Genomic DNA, 18,277 nt, shown 5'->3' with positions numbered 1-18,277 from the left:
AAATCAATTTTTTACACCCCAGGATTTATTAGGTTCTGGCCCCATTTTAAACTTTAAAGTGCCTCCGTTTAGAATTTGTTTGTGAGAGATAATTGTGCTATTAAAATCTTTATCATTTAAGGTTGCTGATTGTATATAGATGTTTTTATTCGAAACATTTTCAGCTTCAATAATAAATACTTTATTGTCTTTTGATTTAATGGTAGTTTTCTCGAAAATAGGGCTTCCTATTTCATAGTTACCTGATGCTGGATTCATAGGATAGAATCCCATGGCACTAAACACATACCATGCACTCATTTGTCCGCAGTCTTCATTACCGCTTAAACCATTTGGTGTTGTGTTATATTGCGTGTTTAAAATATGGTTTACCCAGTATTGTGTACGCCATGGTTTATTGGCTTTATTAAACATATAAGCAATATGATGACTAGGCTCATTACCATGTGCATACTGGCCTATAAGCCCAGAAATATCTACAGAAACATTGTCCCCTGTAATGTCTGAGCTTTCTGTGAAAAGTTGTTCTAATCTAGTAGAAAACATATCATTGTTGCCATGCATCTTAATAAAATCTTCCACTGCATGGGGTACAAACCAGCTGTGTTGCCATGCGTTACCTTCTGTATAATCTGTATGTTCTCTATGATTTGAATGTTTGGGGTCGAAAGGCATGTTCCACGACTTACCATCTTTAGATTTGCCACGCATAAAGCCAGTGTCTTTATCAAATAAATAGGTGTATGCTTTAGAACGTTCTAAGAAGAAACTATAGTCATCGTCTTTTCCTAGAGCCTTAGCCATTTGTGCTACACACCAGTCGTTGTAGGCATATTCTAAAGTAATGGTTACAGACTCGTCTAATAGCTCATAAGGAATGTAGCCATAAGTTTTGTAGTGGTTTAACCCTCTTTCATCCTGCATCATCGTGGTTTTCATTGCCTCATATGCTTTTTCGGCATCAAACCCACGAATGCCTTTAAGGTAAGCTTCTACGATAACTGGGATGGAATGATAGCCCGTCATGGTATTGGTTTCGTTGCCGTATAATGTCCATACTGGTAAAATTTTATTGGTTTGGTAGTAAGCCAACATGGAATTTATAAAATCGGAAACTCTCTCTGTAGCAACAAGTGTTAGCAAGGGATGTTCTGCCCTAAAAGTATCCCATAGGGAAAGTGTGGAATAGGCTGTGTAATCCTGAGCCAATACAATACTGTCATTTTCCTTTCTAAATGCTCCGTTTTTATCACTAAATGTTACTGGCGCCAATTGGCTGTGGTATAGTGCAGTATAGAATATTGTTTTTAGGGAATCTACAGGGGTTTCAATCTTTATATTTTGTAATGAAGCTTCCCAAATATGTTCTGCATTTTGTTTAGTGTTTTCAAAGTTAAAATCGTCAGAATCTAAATTGTTCTTAGCATTTTCCACGCTTACTGAAGACAGTGCCACTTTAACAAAAAGTTGATTTGTGTTTTGACTATCAAAAACCAATTGAGAGGCTGTTTTGTGTCCTTTTATAGACTTGGAATCCTCTGGCAATCCATCTGCATAGAGCTTAGAACTTTTTATAGGTTTTGAAAACTTAGCAACAAAAAACACTTTTTGATTTTTTGCCCAACCTGTGCTAAATCTATGGCCAGATATGGTTTGTGCATCTTCTATATGTATCGCAGTTTCTGTAGGCTTATCCCAATTAATGGAGAACCCTAAATCTAAGACCACCGATTGTTTATCGCCTTCTTTAAAAGTATATTTATGGTATGCTGTTCTCTGAGAAGTTGTTAATTCAACATCAATATCATGGTCTTCTAAATATACTTGATAATATCCTGGAGAAGCGTTCTCGTTTCTATGAGCGTATTTTGATTTATAGTTTAGACTATCTCGTTCTTTAGGTGTGGGAGACAAGTCCACCTCTTTGTTTATGGGCATTAGCAATATGTCAGCCAAATCTCCAATACCTGTTCCGCTTAGTGCCAAGTGGCTAAAACCTATGGCTACCGAATCTGTATAATGGTAGCCAGAGCACCAATCCCAAGCTGATATTCCATTTACAGGGCTTACCTGCAACATACCAAACGGTACAGTGGCACCAGGATATGTATGTCCATGCCCACCTGTTCCAATAAAAGGGTTTACCAGATGGGTTAATTTTGGTTTAGCACTATTTTTTAAAGAATCTTTACTTTTATTTTTGCAAGTAAAAACCAAAACAATCAAAAACAAACACGGCAATATATGCTTCATAAAAAATCAGTTAATGTAAAAATTCATAATTTTATCATTCTCCCAAATAAATTTAGACGGACAACATCTAATCGAAGCTAAACACCCAAAAAAATAATAGTAAGGAAACCATGGTAAAGATTTTAAACTCTAAGGAATATTATAAATTACCCTTTAAATTTCATTTAATATTTTGGTTGATTTATTTTTCTTTCAACACATTTAGATGGGGGAGTTACTTTGGGGATTACATATATTCTTTGAAGACAAACCTCTTGGGTTTCCCAATTCACATGGTGTTATGTTACCTTAATATTTTTGTTTTAATGCCATTTTTAGTCTACAAGAGAAAGTATATATTATATGTTTTATCTGTACTTACTGCTATTTTTATCATGGTTTTGGTTAAGTTTAATCTTACATATATTTTAATAAGCACGAATGTATGGCCAGAAGGTCCGGAAACGCTTAATTCACTATCCCTTAACTATGTTATTGATATGATGATTGGCGAACTATATGTTATAACATTTGTAACAGCCATAAAAATAACGTTAGATTACCTGCAAGAACATAGGCGAGTGGCTGAACTTGAGAAAGCAAATTTAGAAACCGAACTCATGTTTTTAAAAGCCCAGATATCGCCTCATTTCTTCTTTAATACTTTAAACAATATCCATTCACTTGCATTAGAGAAATCAAAGAAAACTTCCAAAATAATTTTAAAGTTGTCAGAACTTATGCGCTATCTTTTGTATGAAACACGACAAAGAAGGCAAACATTGGAAAAGGAAATTTTATGTGTGCAAAACTATCTGGATTTAGAGCGGATAAGACACAGTAAGTCTTTACAAGTAGAAGTTTCAATTACCGGAGATATACAAGGCAAAAAAATTGCTCCAATTATTTTGTTGTCTTTGGTTGAGAATGCTTTTAAACATGGGGTAAACAAAAACATTGGTAATATTAAAATTGATATTTCATTCGAAATTAAAGAAGATTTTCTATACTTTAGTGTGTCAAACCCAATGCCTTCAATTATGAATCAAAATTCAGGAAAAAACTATTCTGGAGGTATAGGCCTTAAGAACGTTAGAAAAAGACTTTCGCTAGGTTATTCTGAAAATGATTACAACCTAGAATTTGAAGAAATGGATAACATTTTTATAGCTAAACTAAAAATAAGAGTAGCATGAGTACCAAATGTTTAATAATTGACGATGAGCCCTTGGCAATTAATGTTATTAAAAACTATTTACAGCAAATAAATGGATTTGAAGTAATAAATACGTTTAGCAATGCCCTAGAAGCTTTGGAGTTTTTAAAGGAGCATAAAGTGGATGTTATTTTTTTAGATATTAATATGCCCTTATTGGATGGATTGAATTTTATAAAGACTTTAAAAGATCCTCCTTTAATCATTATTACTACAGCTTACACTGAATTTGCGGTTGAAACTTACGAATTGAATGTTCTTGATTATTTAGTTAAACCCATTGAGTTTCCTAGGTTTATTAAGGCTATAAGGAAGGTTGAGAATAGGTTGGGTAAAAGTAATAAGGTAGATCTGGGGGATTCAAGTAAGGCCAAGAAGCATCTTTTCATAAAGATTGATAAAAAGAAGATGAAAAAGATTTATTTGGATGAGATACTTACTGTTGAATCGTTAAAAGATTATTTAAAAATAAATACAACTACTGGAAAATATATCATCCATAGCACATTATCAGATTTCACGGCACTTCTTCCGAAAGAAAATTTTATAAGAATACATAGATCTTACACGATAGCTATAGATAAAATAGATATTTTAGAAGGCAATAGTGTTGAAATAGAGGGTTTAAGGTATGTTATAGGTAGATCTTACCTTGAGGAGGTTAAAGGTAAAATATTAAACCCTAATAACATAAACTAGAGTTAAAAATGATATCTTTTAAATGCCTCTATCGCTGCATAATCGGCCAATCCTAAATCATTATATTTTTTTGCGGTTAGGCGATTTCTATCTTCAGCTCTTACCCAGAATTCCCTAGAGTCGTCCCCTTGAAACATGACCCCATCTTTTTGGGATTGATGATAGAATATGGCACGTCGCTTTTTAAGTACTTGATCTGGACTTAAAGGAACTGCCATTTCAATTTGGTAAGACTCCCATTCATGCCACGCACCGCGATATAACCAAACCCAGCAATCATCCATATACTTATTTTGTTTCAGTTCTTCAAGAGCATTAAACAATGCATCTAGACAAACCTTATGTGTACCGTGCGGGTCTGCTAAATCCCCAGCTGCATAGATTTGATGTGGTTTTATGTCATCAATTAGTGTTTTCATTATGGAAACATCTTCATCAGATATATTATTTTTCTTAATGGTGCCAGTTTCATAAAAAGGTAAATCTAAAAAGTGTACATTCTCATCGTTTAACTCTAAATATCTAGTAGCTGCTAAAGATTCATTACGCCTTATTAATCCTTTTAGCCGTCTTACGGCTTCAGTATCAATATCATTCTCGGTTTTCGATTTTAAAAAGTTGATGATATTTTTGGTTTCTCCACACTCAGGACATAAAGATTGAGTTATTTCTGCAAATTTTAATGCTTCTTCGTCTGAAACCGCTATATTGCCTGAAGTTTGGTATGCTACATGAACTTCGTGCCCTTGTTCTATCAATCGGTCAAAAGTACCTCCCATAGAAATAACATCATCATCTGGGTGCGGGCTAAAAATAACTATACGTTTACGTTTTGGTGATGAGCGTTCTGGTCTCTTAGAATCATCTGCATTAGGTTTACCTCCGGGCCACCCCGTAATGGTATGCTGTAGTTTATTAAACATTTTAATATTTAAATGATAAGCAGTGCCCTCTTCGGTAAGCAGACCAGACATGCCGTTGTTGTTGTAATCTGAATCTGTTAGCTTTAGAATTGACTTATTTAAAAGTTCAGATAGCCATACAACAGCTTTAAGTTTTAACACTTCGTCCCATATTAAAGATGTTACCAACCAAGGTGTTTTTACACGGGTAAGCTCTGTTGAAGCAGCCTCATCTAAAATAAAAGTTGTGTTATTATGGTTTTGCAAGTATGTTGCTGGTACTTCAGATGTCACGGTACCTTCTATGGTTTTTTGAACGATTTCTGCCTTATTACCTCCCCATGCTAGTAACACTATACGCTTGGCGCTCATTACCGTTCCAATCCCCATGGTAATGGCTTTTCTTGGGACATTGTTAATACCTAAAAAAGCTGGGGCGGCATCAACTCGGGTTATATGGTCTAAAGTAATGCTTCTAGTGCCAGAATTATAATGAGACCCTGGTTCGTTAAATCCAATATGACCAGTTCTTCCAATGCCTAAAAGTTGAAAATCTAAGCCTCCTGCAGCTTTAATTTTCTTCTCATAGTCAATACAGTATTGTTGTATGTCTTCTGTGCTTATTTTGCCATCAGGTATGTTGATGTTCTCAGGTAAAATATCTACATGATTAAACAAATGTTCGTGCATAAAATAAAAGTAACTTTGTATGTTCCCTTTATCCATTGGGTAATATTCATCAAGATTAAAAGTTACTACATTTGCAAAACTAAGCCCTTCCTCTTTGTGTAAACGTACCAATTCCTCATATACTTTTATTGGTGAAGATCCTGTGGCTAATCCCAAAACACAAGATTTGTTGTTTGCTGCTTTTTCCCTTATTAGGTCTGCTATTTCACGAGCAACAAGAATAGAAGGTTCTATAGAATCTTTGAAAATAATATTGTGGATTTTTTCAAAACGGGTTTCTTCAAACATTCCGGGTCTTTTGAAGGCTAAGGATACCATATAAAGTTTGCTTTAAATTATTTGTTTCGGCAAAATTAGCCAGTGCTTATTCAATATAAATTATTATTTCGACGAACAACTTATGGCGTTAGTCTAAAATGCATAACTGAAAAGGTTTTTGGCATATATGTATTAAACCCTTAAAAATCATATGTTAAGGCTTTTCTAGAAGATTTTTTTCAACCTTTAGCTTTTATGCACTGTTGTTGGTCGAAAAACTTTTAAGGCTCTTAACTTTTTTGTAACATTTACTTAAACTTAATTTTTAACTATTTCTAAACTGATTAAATTAAACTAGTATGAAGAAAAAATTATTATTCTTTTTAGTTTTTGTGTTTTTATTATCCACTAACATAGTAAAAGCGCAAAATGGGGTTGTAAACGGAACAGTGGTCGACCCTAATGGGGTACCCCTACCAGGCGTTAATATTGTAGAAAAGGGTACTAATAATGGTGCTTCTACTGATTTTGATGGAAAATATTCTATAGAAGTTAGCTCCTCGGCAACCCTAGTTTTTACCTATGTTGGTTTTGTAACAAAAGAAGAAGCTGTTAATTCACGAACAGTAATTAATGTAACTCTAGAAGAAAGTTTAGAGGCATTAGACGAGATTGTGGTAACCGCTCTTGGTATTAAAAAGGAGAAGAAAGCGCTGTCTTATGCTGTACAGGAAGTTGATTCTGAAACCATTGCAGCAGCAGCTAATCCTAATGTTACATCAGCGCTTCAAGGTAGGGCAGCAGGTGTAAATGTTACCTCTGCAGGTGGTGTAGGAGGTAAGCCTAGAATTGATATTCGTGGTACAAGTTCCTTAACAGGAAATGATGACTTGCTATGGGTAATTGATGGTGTGCCTTTCTCCACAGAAGATACATCAACAGATGCTGAAGGCTTATTTGGCGGTGTATCAAACGGTGGCGGTTATCTAGATATTAACCCTGATGATATTGAAACCATTTCAGTACTGAAAGGTGGGCCAGCAGCAGCTTTGTATGGTTCGCGTGGTGCTAATGGTGTAGTACTGGTTACTACAAAAAGTGGAGCGAAATCTAAAGGCTTAGGTATATCTTACACAGGTTCAACCACATTCTCAGAAGCAGCATATTTCTTGGATTTACAGAGAGAATATGGTCAAGGTACAGATGGGGTTTATGATCCACAATCAAGAGTGTCTTGGGGACCTCGTTTTGATGGCGTAGAACGCGTGGCTTGGACGGGAGAGGTTTTACCATATCAGGCGGAATCTAATTTATTAGAAGACTTTACTAGGACAGGTGTAAGTACCAGAAATAACATTATACTTACAAAAGGAGGAGAGGATGGTAATTTTAAAGCTGCGATTTCTAAAGATAGAACTGAAGGGATTTATGATGGATTCAATATAGACAGGTTAAATTTTGATTTAAGAGCTAATTACGATATTAACCCTTGGATGAATGTGGATGCAAAAGTATCATACATTAATACTAAGGGTGCTGGAAGACCTACAATTGGGGTTTACAGTAGTGTGTCTTATTGGAATGGGATGCCAGCTAATATAAGAACACAAGATTTGGCTCCAGGTTTTGTATTCCAAGATAACCAAACACGTGAATACCTATTTGGACCGAGTACAATTTTAACGGAAAACCCTAATGCAGATAACCGAAACCCTTATTTCTTAAGAGCTTCTAATTTTAATAGTGATGAACGTAACAGAATTTTTGGTTATTTAGCTACCACTTTTAAGTTCACTGACGATTTACAACTAAAACTTAAATATGGATTAGATGTTTATAGATATGAAGCGATAAGTGGAGCCCGTTATGAAGATTTAATATTTACAAATAACACACCTTCTTTAAATACATCAGAATCCTTTTTCAAAGAAGACAATGCAGAGTTTTTACTTTCGTATAACAAAGAAATTAATGAAGATTTTACTGTTGGTGTAAGTGCTGGTGGTAACATCATGCGTCGTGGTCTTGAAAGTTTAAATGCTGCTTCCGGTAAACTAGCATCAGAAAATAATTTATTCTTAAATGCAGCTACCGAATTTGGTGTTAATGAAAGATTTAACGAACGAGAGATTCATTCCTTATACGGTTTTGCCGATGTATCATATAAGAATTATTTGTTTTTAAATGTTACTGCTCGTAATGACTGGTCTTCTGCTTTACCAATAGATGCAAATTCATATTTCTATTCTTCCGTAGGTTTAAGTGGTATTCTTTCTGAAATGTTTGAAACCCCAGATTGGTTATCTTATTTAAAAGTAAGAGCAACTTGGGCTGAGGTAGGTAAGGATACTGAACCATACCAAACAAATCCAGTGTTTCAATTAGCACCAAACAACTTTTTGCTTTTGGCAACTACAACTCCAGATGCAACTGTTAGTCCTGATTTGAAGCCAGAAATTTCAACTACTACAGAATTAGGATTAGAATTTAGATTATTAAAAAATAGAATAGGATTTGATATTACCTTATATCGAGAAGATACAAGGAACCAAATTATTCCTGTAGTAACAGGGCAATCAGGTGGGTTTACCTCTAGGATTGATAACTTAGGTTTAATTAGAAATGAAGGTATCGAAATATATGCCAATGTAGTTCCAGTTAGAACTGAGGATTTCAATTTAGGTTTAACGTTTAATTTTGCAAAAAATATTGGTACTATAGAAGAGTTTATAGCAGATGAACCTGATAGTTTCCATCGTTTTTTCGGAGCCACTGTACGTGGTCTACCAGGAGAGCGTTATGGTGATATTTTTGGAACATCATATCAACTTGATGATAATGGCAATGTTATTGTGGGAGCAGACGGATTACCTACTACCAGTCAACAAGATGTTAAGCTAGGTAACGTACAGGCAGATTTTACAGGATCTATTGGGGTTAATGCTACTTACAAAGGTTTTTCTTTAAACGCATTGTTGGTAATGCAACAAGGTGGAGATATTTTATCTTTAACTGAGCAGTCAGCAACAGGAAGTGGTAATACTCCAAAGACGCTTAGTTTGGGTAGAGAACCATTTTTCGTTCCTACTGGTGTTTTAGCTGATGGTAGTACCAATACCACCATTGTAACACCTCAAGCATACTGGCAATCAGTAACAAATATTGATGAGGAGTTTATTTACGATGCCTCGTTTATGAAACTGGGAGAAATATCTCTTGGATATTCACTTCCTAAGTCAGTGCTAAGTTCTATTGGTAATGGTATTTTAAGCGAAGTAAGAATATCAGCAGTGGGAAGAAATTTATTTTATCTTTATAGAAATACACCAGGAACAGTTCCAGATACGGTTTACAATTCCACTTTTGGTTCCCAGGCTGTTGATTTCTCTCCTGTACCAGTAGAAAGAACCTATGGTTTTGCCCTTAACGTTAAATTATAAAAAAAATAACATGAAAAAATCAATAATTTTAATACTGAGTATTCTACTGACACTAGTTGGATGTACAGAAGACTTTGAGGAAATAAATACCCAAAAGGATGCTATTGTAGCACCAGAACCAGGGCAGTTATTTACTATAATAGTAACAGTACCTGTGTATAATTATCAAAGAAATGTAAACCTATTTGCAGACTTTTATTCACAGTATTGGGCCAATACTATTTCTGGTTTTGAATCTGGTAGATATGAGTATGTAGATGGATGGGTAGGTAATAAATGGCGCGAATGGTACACCATTGGTTTAGCCGACATTAGAACACTACAGAGGGTATATGGAGAAGATCCTGCCTACAATAATTTAATGCAAGTTTTAGAGATATGGGAAGCGTCTGAATGGACAAGAATGACCGATTATTATGGAGATATTCCATATTTCGGGGCTGGATTAGGAGAGAGCGTACCATATAATTCTCAACAAGAAATTTATTATGACTTATTCGATAGAGTAACAGCAGCAGTGAATGCAATTGACGCAAACGATACAAGTCAAATTTCTCTACAAGAACCAGGAATAGGTCCTGATTTAATTTTTAATTGGGATTTGGATAAATGGAAACGCTTTGGAAATTCATTAAGATTAAGAATGGCTATGCGTATTTCTAATGTAGATCCCGGAAAAGCCCAAACGGAAGCTGTAGCTGCTATAAATGCAGGTGTTATGCAAAGTAATGCAGACGTAGCGCATATTCCAGCGTGGAGTAGAGGATTCTACGATTACCTTAGGAATATGGCGGTGTTCTGGGATAACATAAGATGTTCTAAAACATTTTTAGATTTTATGTATTCTGAAACTTCAATGGAAGACCCGCGAGCTAGAATTTGGTTTTCCTACAAAGACAGTTCTCCAATGTTTGGTAGTGACCGTTTAGAAGGTGTAGCCAATGGTTATAATATTTTACCGGTAGATGCTAACGATTTTGCAACACTGAATGCAGATACAAATTACATCGGATTTTCAGGAGATGATGGAGAGATCGATCATTATCAACCGGTAATGCTGTATACTGAAGTATTATTTTTACAAGCAGAAGCAGCACTGAGAGGGTGGACAGGTGGTGATCCTACATCGTTAATGCAAGAAGGTGTAAGAGCATCTATGGAGTTTGTAGGAGTAGATCCAGCAGATGCCACAGCTTATATCGATCAGTTGCCAGCCTTATCAGGATCTAATGAAGCCCAACTAAAACAGTTAATTACTCAAAAATATATTTCTAATTTCCCTAACGGAAAAGAAGCGTGGGCAGATTTTAGAAGAACGGACTATCCAGATTTAACCTTACCAATTGATGGGGTAAGTAGTGCTTCTTCTGTTGCTTCAGGAACTTATGTTAAGCGTATAAGATATCCAGACAATGCACATGAGTTGGAGCAGCAATTTATGCCAGCAAGTCAAAATACAATAGATTCAGATAGAATGGATATTAAAGTATGGTGGGATACAGCAGATACCAGAACTAAATCTAACGGTTTGATGAATAGTAATTTTTAAAAAAATATATGATGAAGATATTAAACAACTTAAAAAAAGTAGCATTTGTGTTACCGTTAATAGTGGTGTTTTTTACAGTATCCTGTGCCAATGACGACGACGCAACTGTACAGAATTTTAATATAGCCCAACTAGAAGCAAGAATAGCTGAGGCAGAAAATTTGATAGCAACCAGCGTAGAAGGTATCAACGCTGGAGATTTTCAACCTGGATCGAAAGACGCCCTTCAGGATGTTGTGAATTGGATATACAAACGTATAGAATCCTCTAAATCACAAGCAGATATAGATGATGCTGTAGTTAAATTAAACGCTGCAATCGATAAGTTTTTAACAAGTACGGTTTCTGTAGCCTTACCTTGGATTCAACATGGAGTAGGGGCAGGAATAGAATTGTCAGATAACATCAAACAGATTGTGTTTGGGGTTTCAACTATAGAGGCTCAAATTTATATTGTTGATTTGAATGCGTTTAGTGGTACGGGACTTAATAATTTACTTTCATCAGAAGCACTTCCTAACAATGGAATGACAGCAAGGTATTTTGGTGATGGTTCATTGCAATTGGTAGCTGGGACAGCCTCTGGTTGGGTAGTGGCTGGAGCAGGTCCGGGAACTCTTAAGTCAGGAGAATGGCTGGATATTGCCTATACTAATTCAGGTTCAGGGCAAAAGTTTTATGTTAATGGAGCACTTGTTACTACTATAGATGGTATACCTGCGGCAACAGACGTACCTTTTTTAATTGGTAATGGACCAACCTGGACAGATCGTTCTAGTAATGTATTGGTAAGAGAGTTTAAAGTATGGAATCAAGAATTAGATCAGGCAACAATTCAAGGTAATCTTGGTAGTTCTGTAGATGGAACAGAATCAGGTTTAGAAGCTTATTTTCCATTTGGATCCGATTTAGGTAGTAGTTTTTCAGATATAGTAGGGAATAGCACAGCAACACTTAATGGAAGTGTAGAGTGGGTGTCAGAACCACCAATAATTGTACTTAACTATGATAATATTAATGCAGCTATTCAAGAATTGTTAGATTTTAGAGCTACGGTTGTAGAAGGAGATATGGATGGTGACTATCCTGTAGGCACTATAGATTATATTGATAGTTTACTTACTGGTGCTAGTGATGTTGTGGCCAATGAAACAAGACAATCGGCTTTAGATGATGCAGCTGCTGCTTTATCTGCACAGATTGATTTAATAAATGCTAATTTGGTAGGACCAGCAGATGGAATATATATTGATAGTGAGGACCCTAATGCGGTAGGATTTAGAATGACTCCTAATTACACCCCTACAGGAGATTATACATATGAGTTTGACTTAAAGATTAAAACTTTAGAGTTACCTACATTTGGTTGGGGAGACATTTTTGGGAACAATACTTTAGGTTTAAGACTTAATGGATACCAAGAGTTATCTGAGGAAAATCTACTCAATGCTGGAGGAGGTTGGAACTTCACATACATTGAAGCTATTGCAAATTATACTGGCCCTACATATCCAGCTTTAACAATTAAATCTGGTACTTGGCAACATATAGCTATTGTTCATGACGATACTGCAAGGACAACAGCAATTTATGTTGACGGAGAAATGGTTTCACAACAGGAAGATATTGGTGTACCTCTAAATTCAGTTTGGGGAGAAACATGGATAGGTAATGCTTTTGGAGCTAAGATAAATGGTTACGTTAAAGATTTTAGAAGATGGGATGAAGTACGTTCTGTTGGTCAACTTGATGCAGATATTGATGGTACAGAGCCTAATTTACAAACATATTTCCCATTAGATAGAGTTAAAGGTATTCAATTTAGTGATGAAACTGGAAATTATAATGGAGAAATGCGCGGTATAGTTTGGAACAATTAAGATAGATTGTTTTGAGTTAGTTTTAGTTTTGTATAAAGAAGAACCTATTTCTAGGTTCTTCTTTTTTATACAAAGCTATCTAACTGTATTGCAAATTATTAAGATCCTTTAAAATTATTTTTTCTAAATAAAATCAGATTTAGAAAGTTGATCAAAAAATAAATTATGAATAAGATTTTTTTTAAAGCGGTTATAAAATTGTCTTTTTGCTTTACATTTATTTTAGGCTTTAGTTATTGTAGTAGTGGTACTGATGTAGGAAATAGTGGGGATGGTTCAAAGGACGACAACCCGCCCCAAGATTTTGAAACACTTAACTATAAAACATTTAGCCAAACGCGAATTGCATTTGGGGCTGGTCTTAGTCAAAGTAAAGTAAGTACGTTTACTTTAAATGAAGACAATACCAATGTAAAAGCTGTGAAAATGTTTATACAATTAGATTGTCCTACTGCAGGATGCAATATTTGGGATGTTTATGCCAATATTAGTGTTAAAGATAAAAAAACAAATAAGTGGTTTGAATTGGGACGATATATAACACCTTATGGTGTTGATACATCCCAATTAACGAGAGGTATTGAAATAGATGTTACAGATTTTAAGACGATGCTACAAGGCCAGGTAGAATTAAGGGCTTTTATAGAAACTTGGGGAGATGATGGCTGGAATTTATCTGTAGATTTCGATTTTGAAGAGGGCGTGCCAGATTATCCGTATTATGGGGTTTCTGAAGTTATTGCTTATAATGCCTTGTCGTTGGCAGGTGTTCCCTATGGAAGTAGTACTGCTGGATTCGACCTCACAAAAACAATAGCTATACCTAGTAATGCATTTAGTACGCATTTAAGAACCGTAATTTCTGGATGGGGACATGCCACTCCTGCCGATAGCGATGGTAGGGGTTGTGCAGAATGGTGTTTTAGAACCCATGAAATTAAAATTGATAATGCCCCCAGATTTACCCACGAATTAAAACCTATAGGTTGTGGTAGTAATAAAATAAATCCGCAACGTGGTAATTGGGCTCCTGATAGGGCAGGGTGGTGCCCGGGAATGGCTGTACCTGTAAGAATTGATAAGTTTGATAAATCTAACTCTAACGTTACATTTAATTTTGAATACGATTTTGAAGATTGGGTATCAGATGGGGGTACTCAATCAGGACAAACAGGTGCTTTTTATGCTATTTCTACCTATGTTGTAGTAAAAAGTAAAACACCTATAGATGCACCAATAGTGAGTAATTAAATATAGTTTTACTTGCTCTAGATAGAGTGGATAATAAAACCCCCATGATTTTAAATCATGGGGGTTTTAATATATTAACTGAAATATGGCTTTATTTCATAAAGGCTTTCACAACCATAATTTCAGTATCTAATTCATTTATAATCCTGTACGAACCTGCATTAGCCGGAATTACAAAGGTTTCGGCGTAATTAAAACGTTGGCGCATACCATTTTCAGTTTCAACTATAATGCTTTTACCTTCTACTAAAGATAGTACATGGCAAAGGTTGTTAGTTTTAACCTCTACATTAGTTTTTAAATGAAAGCGGTGTACATCGTACGAGTGTTTCTCATGCGTTGGTAAGTGATACAATGTCCAATCGTCTCCTTGTTCTAAAACATACGGATGCGAAATTAATTTCTCTTTTACATAATCTCCTTTACGTTCAAAGGAAAGGTTTTCCATACCGCGTTCAATATTTATCGGTCTTGGTTTTCCATCTAAATCTACACGTAACCAATCGTACATTTTAAATGTGAAAATATAAGGGGTTGCACTAATTTCTAGCACAAGGTTATCTGTACCAGAACCATGAATTGTTCCCGGAGGAATTAAAAACAAATCGTGCTTATTAGAGTCATGAACCTGCACGTGTTTTGTAATATCTATTTCCTTTTTGTTTTCAAAACTATACTTTAAATCTGCTTCAAAAGCTTCAGGGTTGATATCCTCTTGAAATCCTAGGTAGCATTTTGCATCTTCCCCAGCATCTAAAATATAATAGGTTTCTTCTTGGGTAATGGGTTCTCCAAAATGTTCCTTCATATAATCTAAATGCGGATGACATTGTATGGATAGGTTCCCCCCATCAAAAGTATCAAGAAAATCGAAACGAAGTGGAAATTCATAACCATACTGGTTTGCATGCTTGCCCATTACTGCATGATGTTCTTGAAACATTAAACAATCGAAGGATATTTCTAAAAGATTGCCATCGCTTTCAAACAACAACCCATTTTCAGGAACTATTAATTCAAAAGACCAAGCGTAATTAATTACATCTTTGTTTAGCCCATCAATCTTATCAATAATCCATTGCCCTCCCCATGCTCCTGGTTCAAACCAAGGACGCACTCTAAACATGTTTTGAGACATCGCTTTTAAACCATCTCTAACATCGTTTCCTTTCATCCAAGTGATATGGTCTATACGTTGCTCATCTACAAAATAATCTATTTGGGGTAATAGGTCTTTTTTATGTTTATTTAGTGCTATCCAATCTACAAAATAGTAGCGTTTGTACATGGGTTTAATAGCATCTGTCTTGGTGGCTCCAATATTTAATACACTTTTTGCTCTGGCTCTAAATTGAAGCTCGTTTTTTGGTAAATCTATATATACCAAAGTACCTTCCCATCCAGCTAAACTGGCTCCTACACCTATAATGATGTTTACATCGGCATTAGTATTTGGTTTAAATTGGGCTAGTCTTTCCTTATTGAAAAAATCTTCCAGCTGTAGTGTTGTGCGCTTTCCAAAAATGGGGTCGTCTCCTCCAAGAAAAGGTGCTATCAGTGCATCAATTTCTGCTTCTGGCTTTAAGGCTTTATCAGCGTCAAACCACGCGACATCTTTTCCTTTGCTTTTAAATGCCTCAGTTATTTGTGTTTTTATCTTATCGTAAAACACACCAATATAGCCATCAATGATAATCGTTTTTTGGTTGTCCAGCTCATCTACCAAACTGTTGATGTCTGATGCAATTTTTCCCGACTCTAAGCTTATTGAAGGATACAAGTCGTACATCCCAACAAGAGATTCTTGTTTTTTTTGAGGCAATAAGTATTGGTCTGATTTTCTTAGTGTTGTATGGTTCATGATTTTGTAGTTATTCAATTGTTTTATCGTGTGAATAATTTTCTAATAGCTGTATGGCTTTATAAAGTACGCCTGCAGAACCACGGAATGTTCCAGACCCTTGAGGTGTGTTTTTTATAGTGTACCATTCGTAAAAACCATCATTATCTTTAACGCGTTTTACCATGGGTTGTAATTGTTGATAGGCCTCTTCAATAAATCCGTTTTCAACAAGTTGCTGAATCATACGGGCACCAAACCACGTCCAATCTCCACCGTTTTGGTAACTATACGGGAACATGCCTTTGTTTTCGAACGACCCATCGGGGTAGGCAGGGTATAATGTTAAACCTATAGAGCCTGCTCCTGATGCGTTTACATTGGCAATCATTTTATCTAAAGACACTTTTATTTGCTCTTTTGAAAGTAGTCCTGCTTCTATGGCTAGGGCTGTACCTCCGTGATAGTAAATGTTGTTTTCGTTAAAATCTTCTGGAAAAGGCGAACCATCTAAATATACATGTGGTATAAACTTTTGGTTTTTATCGTCCCATAAATGTTTCATGGTATTTTGCGCGATACCCTGTCTTATAGGTTGCCACTTTTGTTTTAACTGTGGGGCTATAGCCATCATATTATCTAGTGCAACAAGCATCATGGCATTATCGTAAATATCTATAGCATATTTGGTGTCTTCGGTAATGTAAACGCCCCAAGGATGACAGTGTTGTACATCGCCCCAATCTGCTGTGGTAGCACCCCAAATTAGTCCGTGTTTATCGCTCCAGCGATGGTTTAACAAAAACTGCATAGCCCATTCCATACGCTGTGTTACAGTTTTGCCTCCTATAGTTTCATTTAAAAATGCAGTATCGCCTGTTTTCTTTACATACTTATAAACAGCTTGAACTAGAGAGGATTCATGGTCGGTTTCTACATCGTTTTTTTGACCTGCATAATTGGGCTCTAAATCTGTAAAAATGTAGGTGTAGCCATCTTTGGTTTGTACAGCCTTTTCTTTTGGTATAAACCCGTCAATAATGTTGCCGTCTTCTCTTTGAAGCCTAAAAAACACACGTAAATTTTCCTTTAGGGCTTCTTTTGGGAATACTTCTGCAGATAGCTCTATAAATGTATTGTAATCGCGTATCCAAACCTCGCCATAACTGTCTCCAGCATTAAATCCGGTTTTAACTACTTTAAGCGCTTTTTCTTTGGTAAACGCAAAGTATTCATTGGTCTTAATTTGTTCTTTTAGTACTGTGTTTTCTTTTTTTGTATTTGATTTACAGCTTATTAAAAGACATAACACAATTAGATTAAAATATTTCATATATCATTAAATTTATTTTAGTAAACTTTGAGTTTAAGATTTAGTAATCACATTTTTTGTAAAATAGGAAGTATCTTTTCATAAATTTTATCATCGATTAAGACAGCACTTCCCATAAATGCCGATTTTTCTTTTAAATCGGATACCACGATTTCCACAGAGATACCTTCACTATTAAAATAGGTTTGCATAGCCTCTCCAAATAAAGAATAAGCTCTAGAAATATTACCTCCAAGTACTATTATATCTATGCTCGATTTTTGTATCCAAGGGGTTAGAAAAACACCTATGTTTTTGCCAAAATCAGCAAAGAGTTCTCTGGCATCTGGATTTGTTTCACATAAATCTACAATGTCCTTTACCCCAATAGATTTGTACCCCGTTTTTTGTTCAAACCTATTGATTAATCCGCGTGTGGAGAAATAATCGTCTGCCGTAGCTTTTTCAAATGGTAAATGCCACAGGCATCCGCCTTTTGGTACCTCATTACCATCTACAACAGGCACTCCGTTTTTTATAAATGCAGAACCAAATCCAGTTCCTAAAGTAATGGATAGGACAGATTGGTAGGTTTTTGCCTTTCCAAATTTGGCTTCGCCAAGCGCAAATGCAGTAGCATCATTAATAAATCTAATTTCTAGGGGTTGCGATATATTTAAAAATTCTAATAAGCGCTCTCTAACATTCATGCCGTATGTATGTTCGTATTTACCGTTTTGTCCGTTAAAGCAAGATACCCCGTTTACATAATCAAAAGGTCCTGGCATTGCAAAACCTATACCTGCAAGGTTATTTACTCCAATTTTATTGATAGTTTTTTTAATTACCGTACCCCAAGCATTTATAATATCGTTGGGCATGGCATGATTATCTACACAGTTTTCGGCAAAACTTTCTGGCAGTAATTGTTTGCTTTCTAAATCGAAACCCATACAACTTATATGGCTTCCACCAACATCTACTCCAATGGCTATATTTTTCATTGTA

General features: G+C 35.5%; 11 protein-coding genes. 6 read left to right on the top strand and 5 right to left on the bottom strand.

What is annotated here, in order from left to right:
* Positions 1-3 precede the first annotated feature (3 nt).
* Positions 4-2,253 carry a GH92 family glycosyl hydrolase gene (locus JS605_RS06660; protein WP_203256921.1) on the bottom strand — a complete coding sequence of 750 codons (2,250 nt, stop codon included), beginning with the start codon at positions 2,251-2,253 and terminating at the stop codon, positions 4-6.
* Positions 2,254-2,558: 305 nt separating this feature from the next.
* On the opposite strand from JS605_RS06660, the gene JS605_RS06655 reads away from it, so the two are divergent.
* Complete coding sequence (locus JS605_RS06655; RefSeq protein WP_239000287.1) at positions 2,559-3,428, top strand: sensor histidine kinase; 870 nt, start codon at positions 2,559-2,561, stop codon at positions 3,426-3,428.
* Complete coding sequence (locus JS605_RS06650; RefSeq protein WP_203256919.1) at positions 3,425-4,147, top strand: LytR/AlgR family response regulator transcription factor; 723 nt, start codon at positions 3,425-3,427, stop codon at positions 4,145-4,147. Before JS605_RS06655 ends, JS605_RS06650 begins: the two co-directional genes overlap by 4 nt.
* 2 nt (positions 4,148-4,149) lie before the next feature.
* Here the strand turns inward: JS605_RS06650 and nagB are convergent, their stop codons facing one another.
* On the bottom strand, positions 4,150-6,027 hold the full coding sequence (gene nagB / locus JS605_RS06645; RefSeq protein WP_239000286.1) for a glucosamine-6-phosphate deaminase: 1,878 nt from the start codon (positions 6,025-6,027) through the stop codon (positions 4,150-4,152).
* 329 nt (positions 6,028-6,356) lie between these two features.
* Between nagB and JS605_RS06640 the strand changes: the two genes are divergently transcribed.
* The 4 genes from JS605_RS06640 to JS605_RS06625 all read left to right on the top strand — a co-directional run bounded on the left by JS605_RS06640 (position 6,357) and on the right by JS605_RS06625 (position 14,117).
* Positions 6,357-9,437, top strand: a complete 3,081-nt coding sequence (locus JS605_RS06640) for a SusC/RagA family TonB-linked outer membrane protein (RefSeq protein WP_203256917.1) — start codon at positions 6,357-6,359, stop codon at positions 9,435-9,437.
* A 10-nt stretch (positions 9,438-9,447) separates the two neighbouring features.
* A complete protein-coding gene (locus tag JS605_RS06635; protein WP_203256916.1) occupies positions 9,448-10,986 on the top strand; it encodes a SusD/RagB family nutrient-binding outer membrane lipoprotein in 1,539 nt (512 codons plus the stop codon).
* An 8-nt stretch (positions 10,987-10,994) separates the two neighbouring features.
* The gene (locus JS605_RS06630; protein WP_203256915.1) at positions 10,995-12,866 is read left to right on the top strand and encodes a LamG domain-containing protein; all 1,872 of its coding nucleotides are present in this window, start codon (positions 10,995-10,997) and stop codon (positions 12,864-12,866) included.
* A 165-nt stretch (positions 12,867-13,031) separates the two neighbouring features.
* Positions 13,032-14,117 (top strand): peptide-N-glycosidase F-related protein, encoded by a 1,086-nt coding sequence (locus JS605_RS06625; RefSeq protein WP_203256914.1) that lies wholly within the window; start codon positions 13,032-13,034, stop codon positions 14,115-14,117.
* A gap of 91 nt (positions 14,118-14,208) precedes the next feature.
* Here the strand turns inward: JS605_RS06625 and JS605_RS06620 are convergent, their stop codons facing one another.
* From JS605_RS06620 to JS605_RS06610, 3 genes are read right to left on the bottom strand one after another with little or no spacing between them, the layout of a single operon-like run.
* Positions 14,209-15,978, bottom strand: coding sequence for a class I mannose-6-phosphate isomerase (locus tag JS605_RS06620; protein ID WP_203256913.1), 1,770 nt, complete (start codon positions 15,976-15,978; stop codon positions 14,209-14,211).
* 10 nt (positions 15,979-15,988) lie between these two features.
* A complete protein-coding gene (locus tag JS605_RS06615; protein ID WP_203256912.1) occupies positions 15,989-17,290 on the bottom strand; it encodes an amylo-alpha-1,6-glucosidase in 1,302 nt (433 codons plus the stop codon).
* A 47-nt stretch (positions 17,291-17,337) separates the two neighbouring features.
* The gene (locus JS605_RS06610; RefSeq protein ID WP_203256911.1) at positions 17,338-18,273 is read right to left on the bottom strand and encodes an ROK family protein; all 936 of its coding nucleotides are present in this window, start codon (positions 18,271-18,273) and stop codon (positions 17,338-17,340) included.
* Between the last annotated feature and the right edge of the window lie 4 nt (positions 18,274-18,277).

The organism is Hyunsoonleella ulvae (assembly GCF_016827605.1).
In the GTDB taxonomy this organism is placed as follows: domain Bacteria; phylum Bacteroidota; class Bacteroidia; order Flavobacteriales; family Flavobacteriaceae; genus Jejuia; species Jejuia ulvae.
Note: the sequence above shows the minus strand (reverse complement) of the source record. Positions and strands in the feature narration are given on the sequence as shown.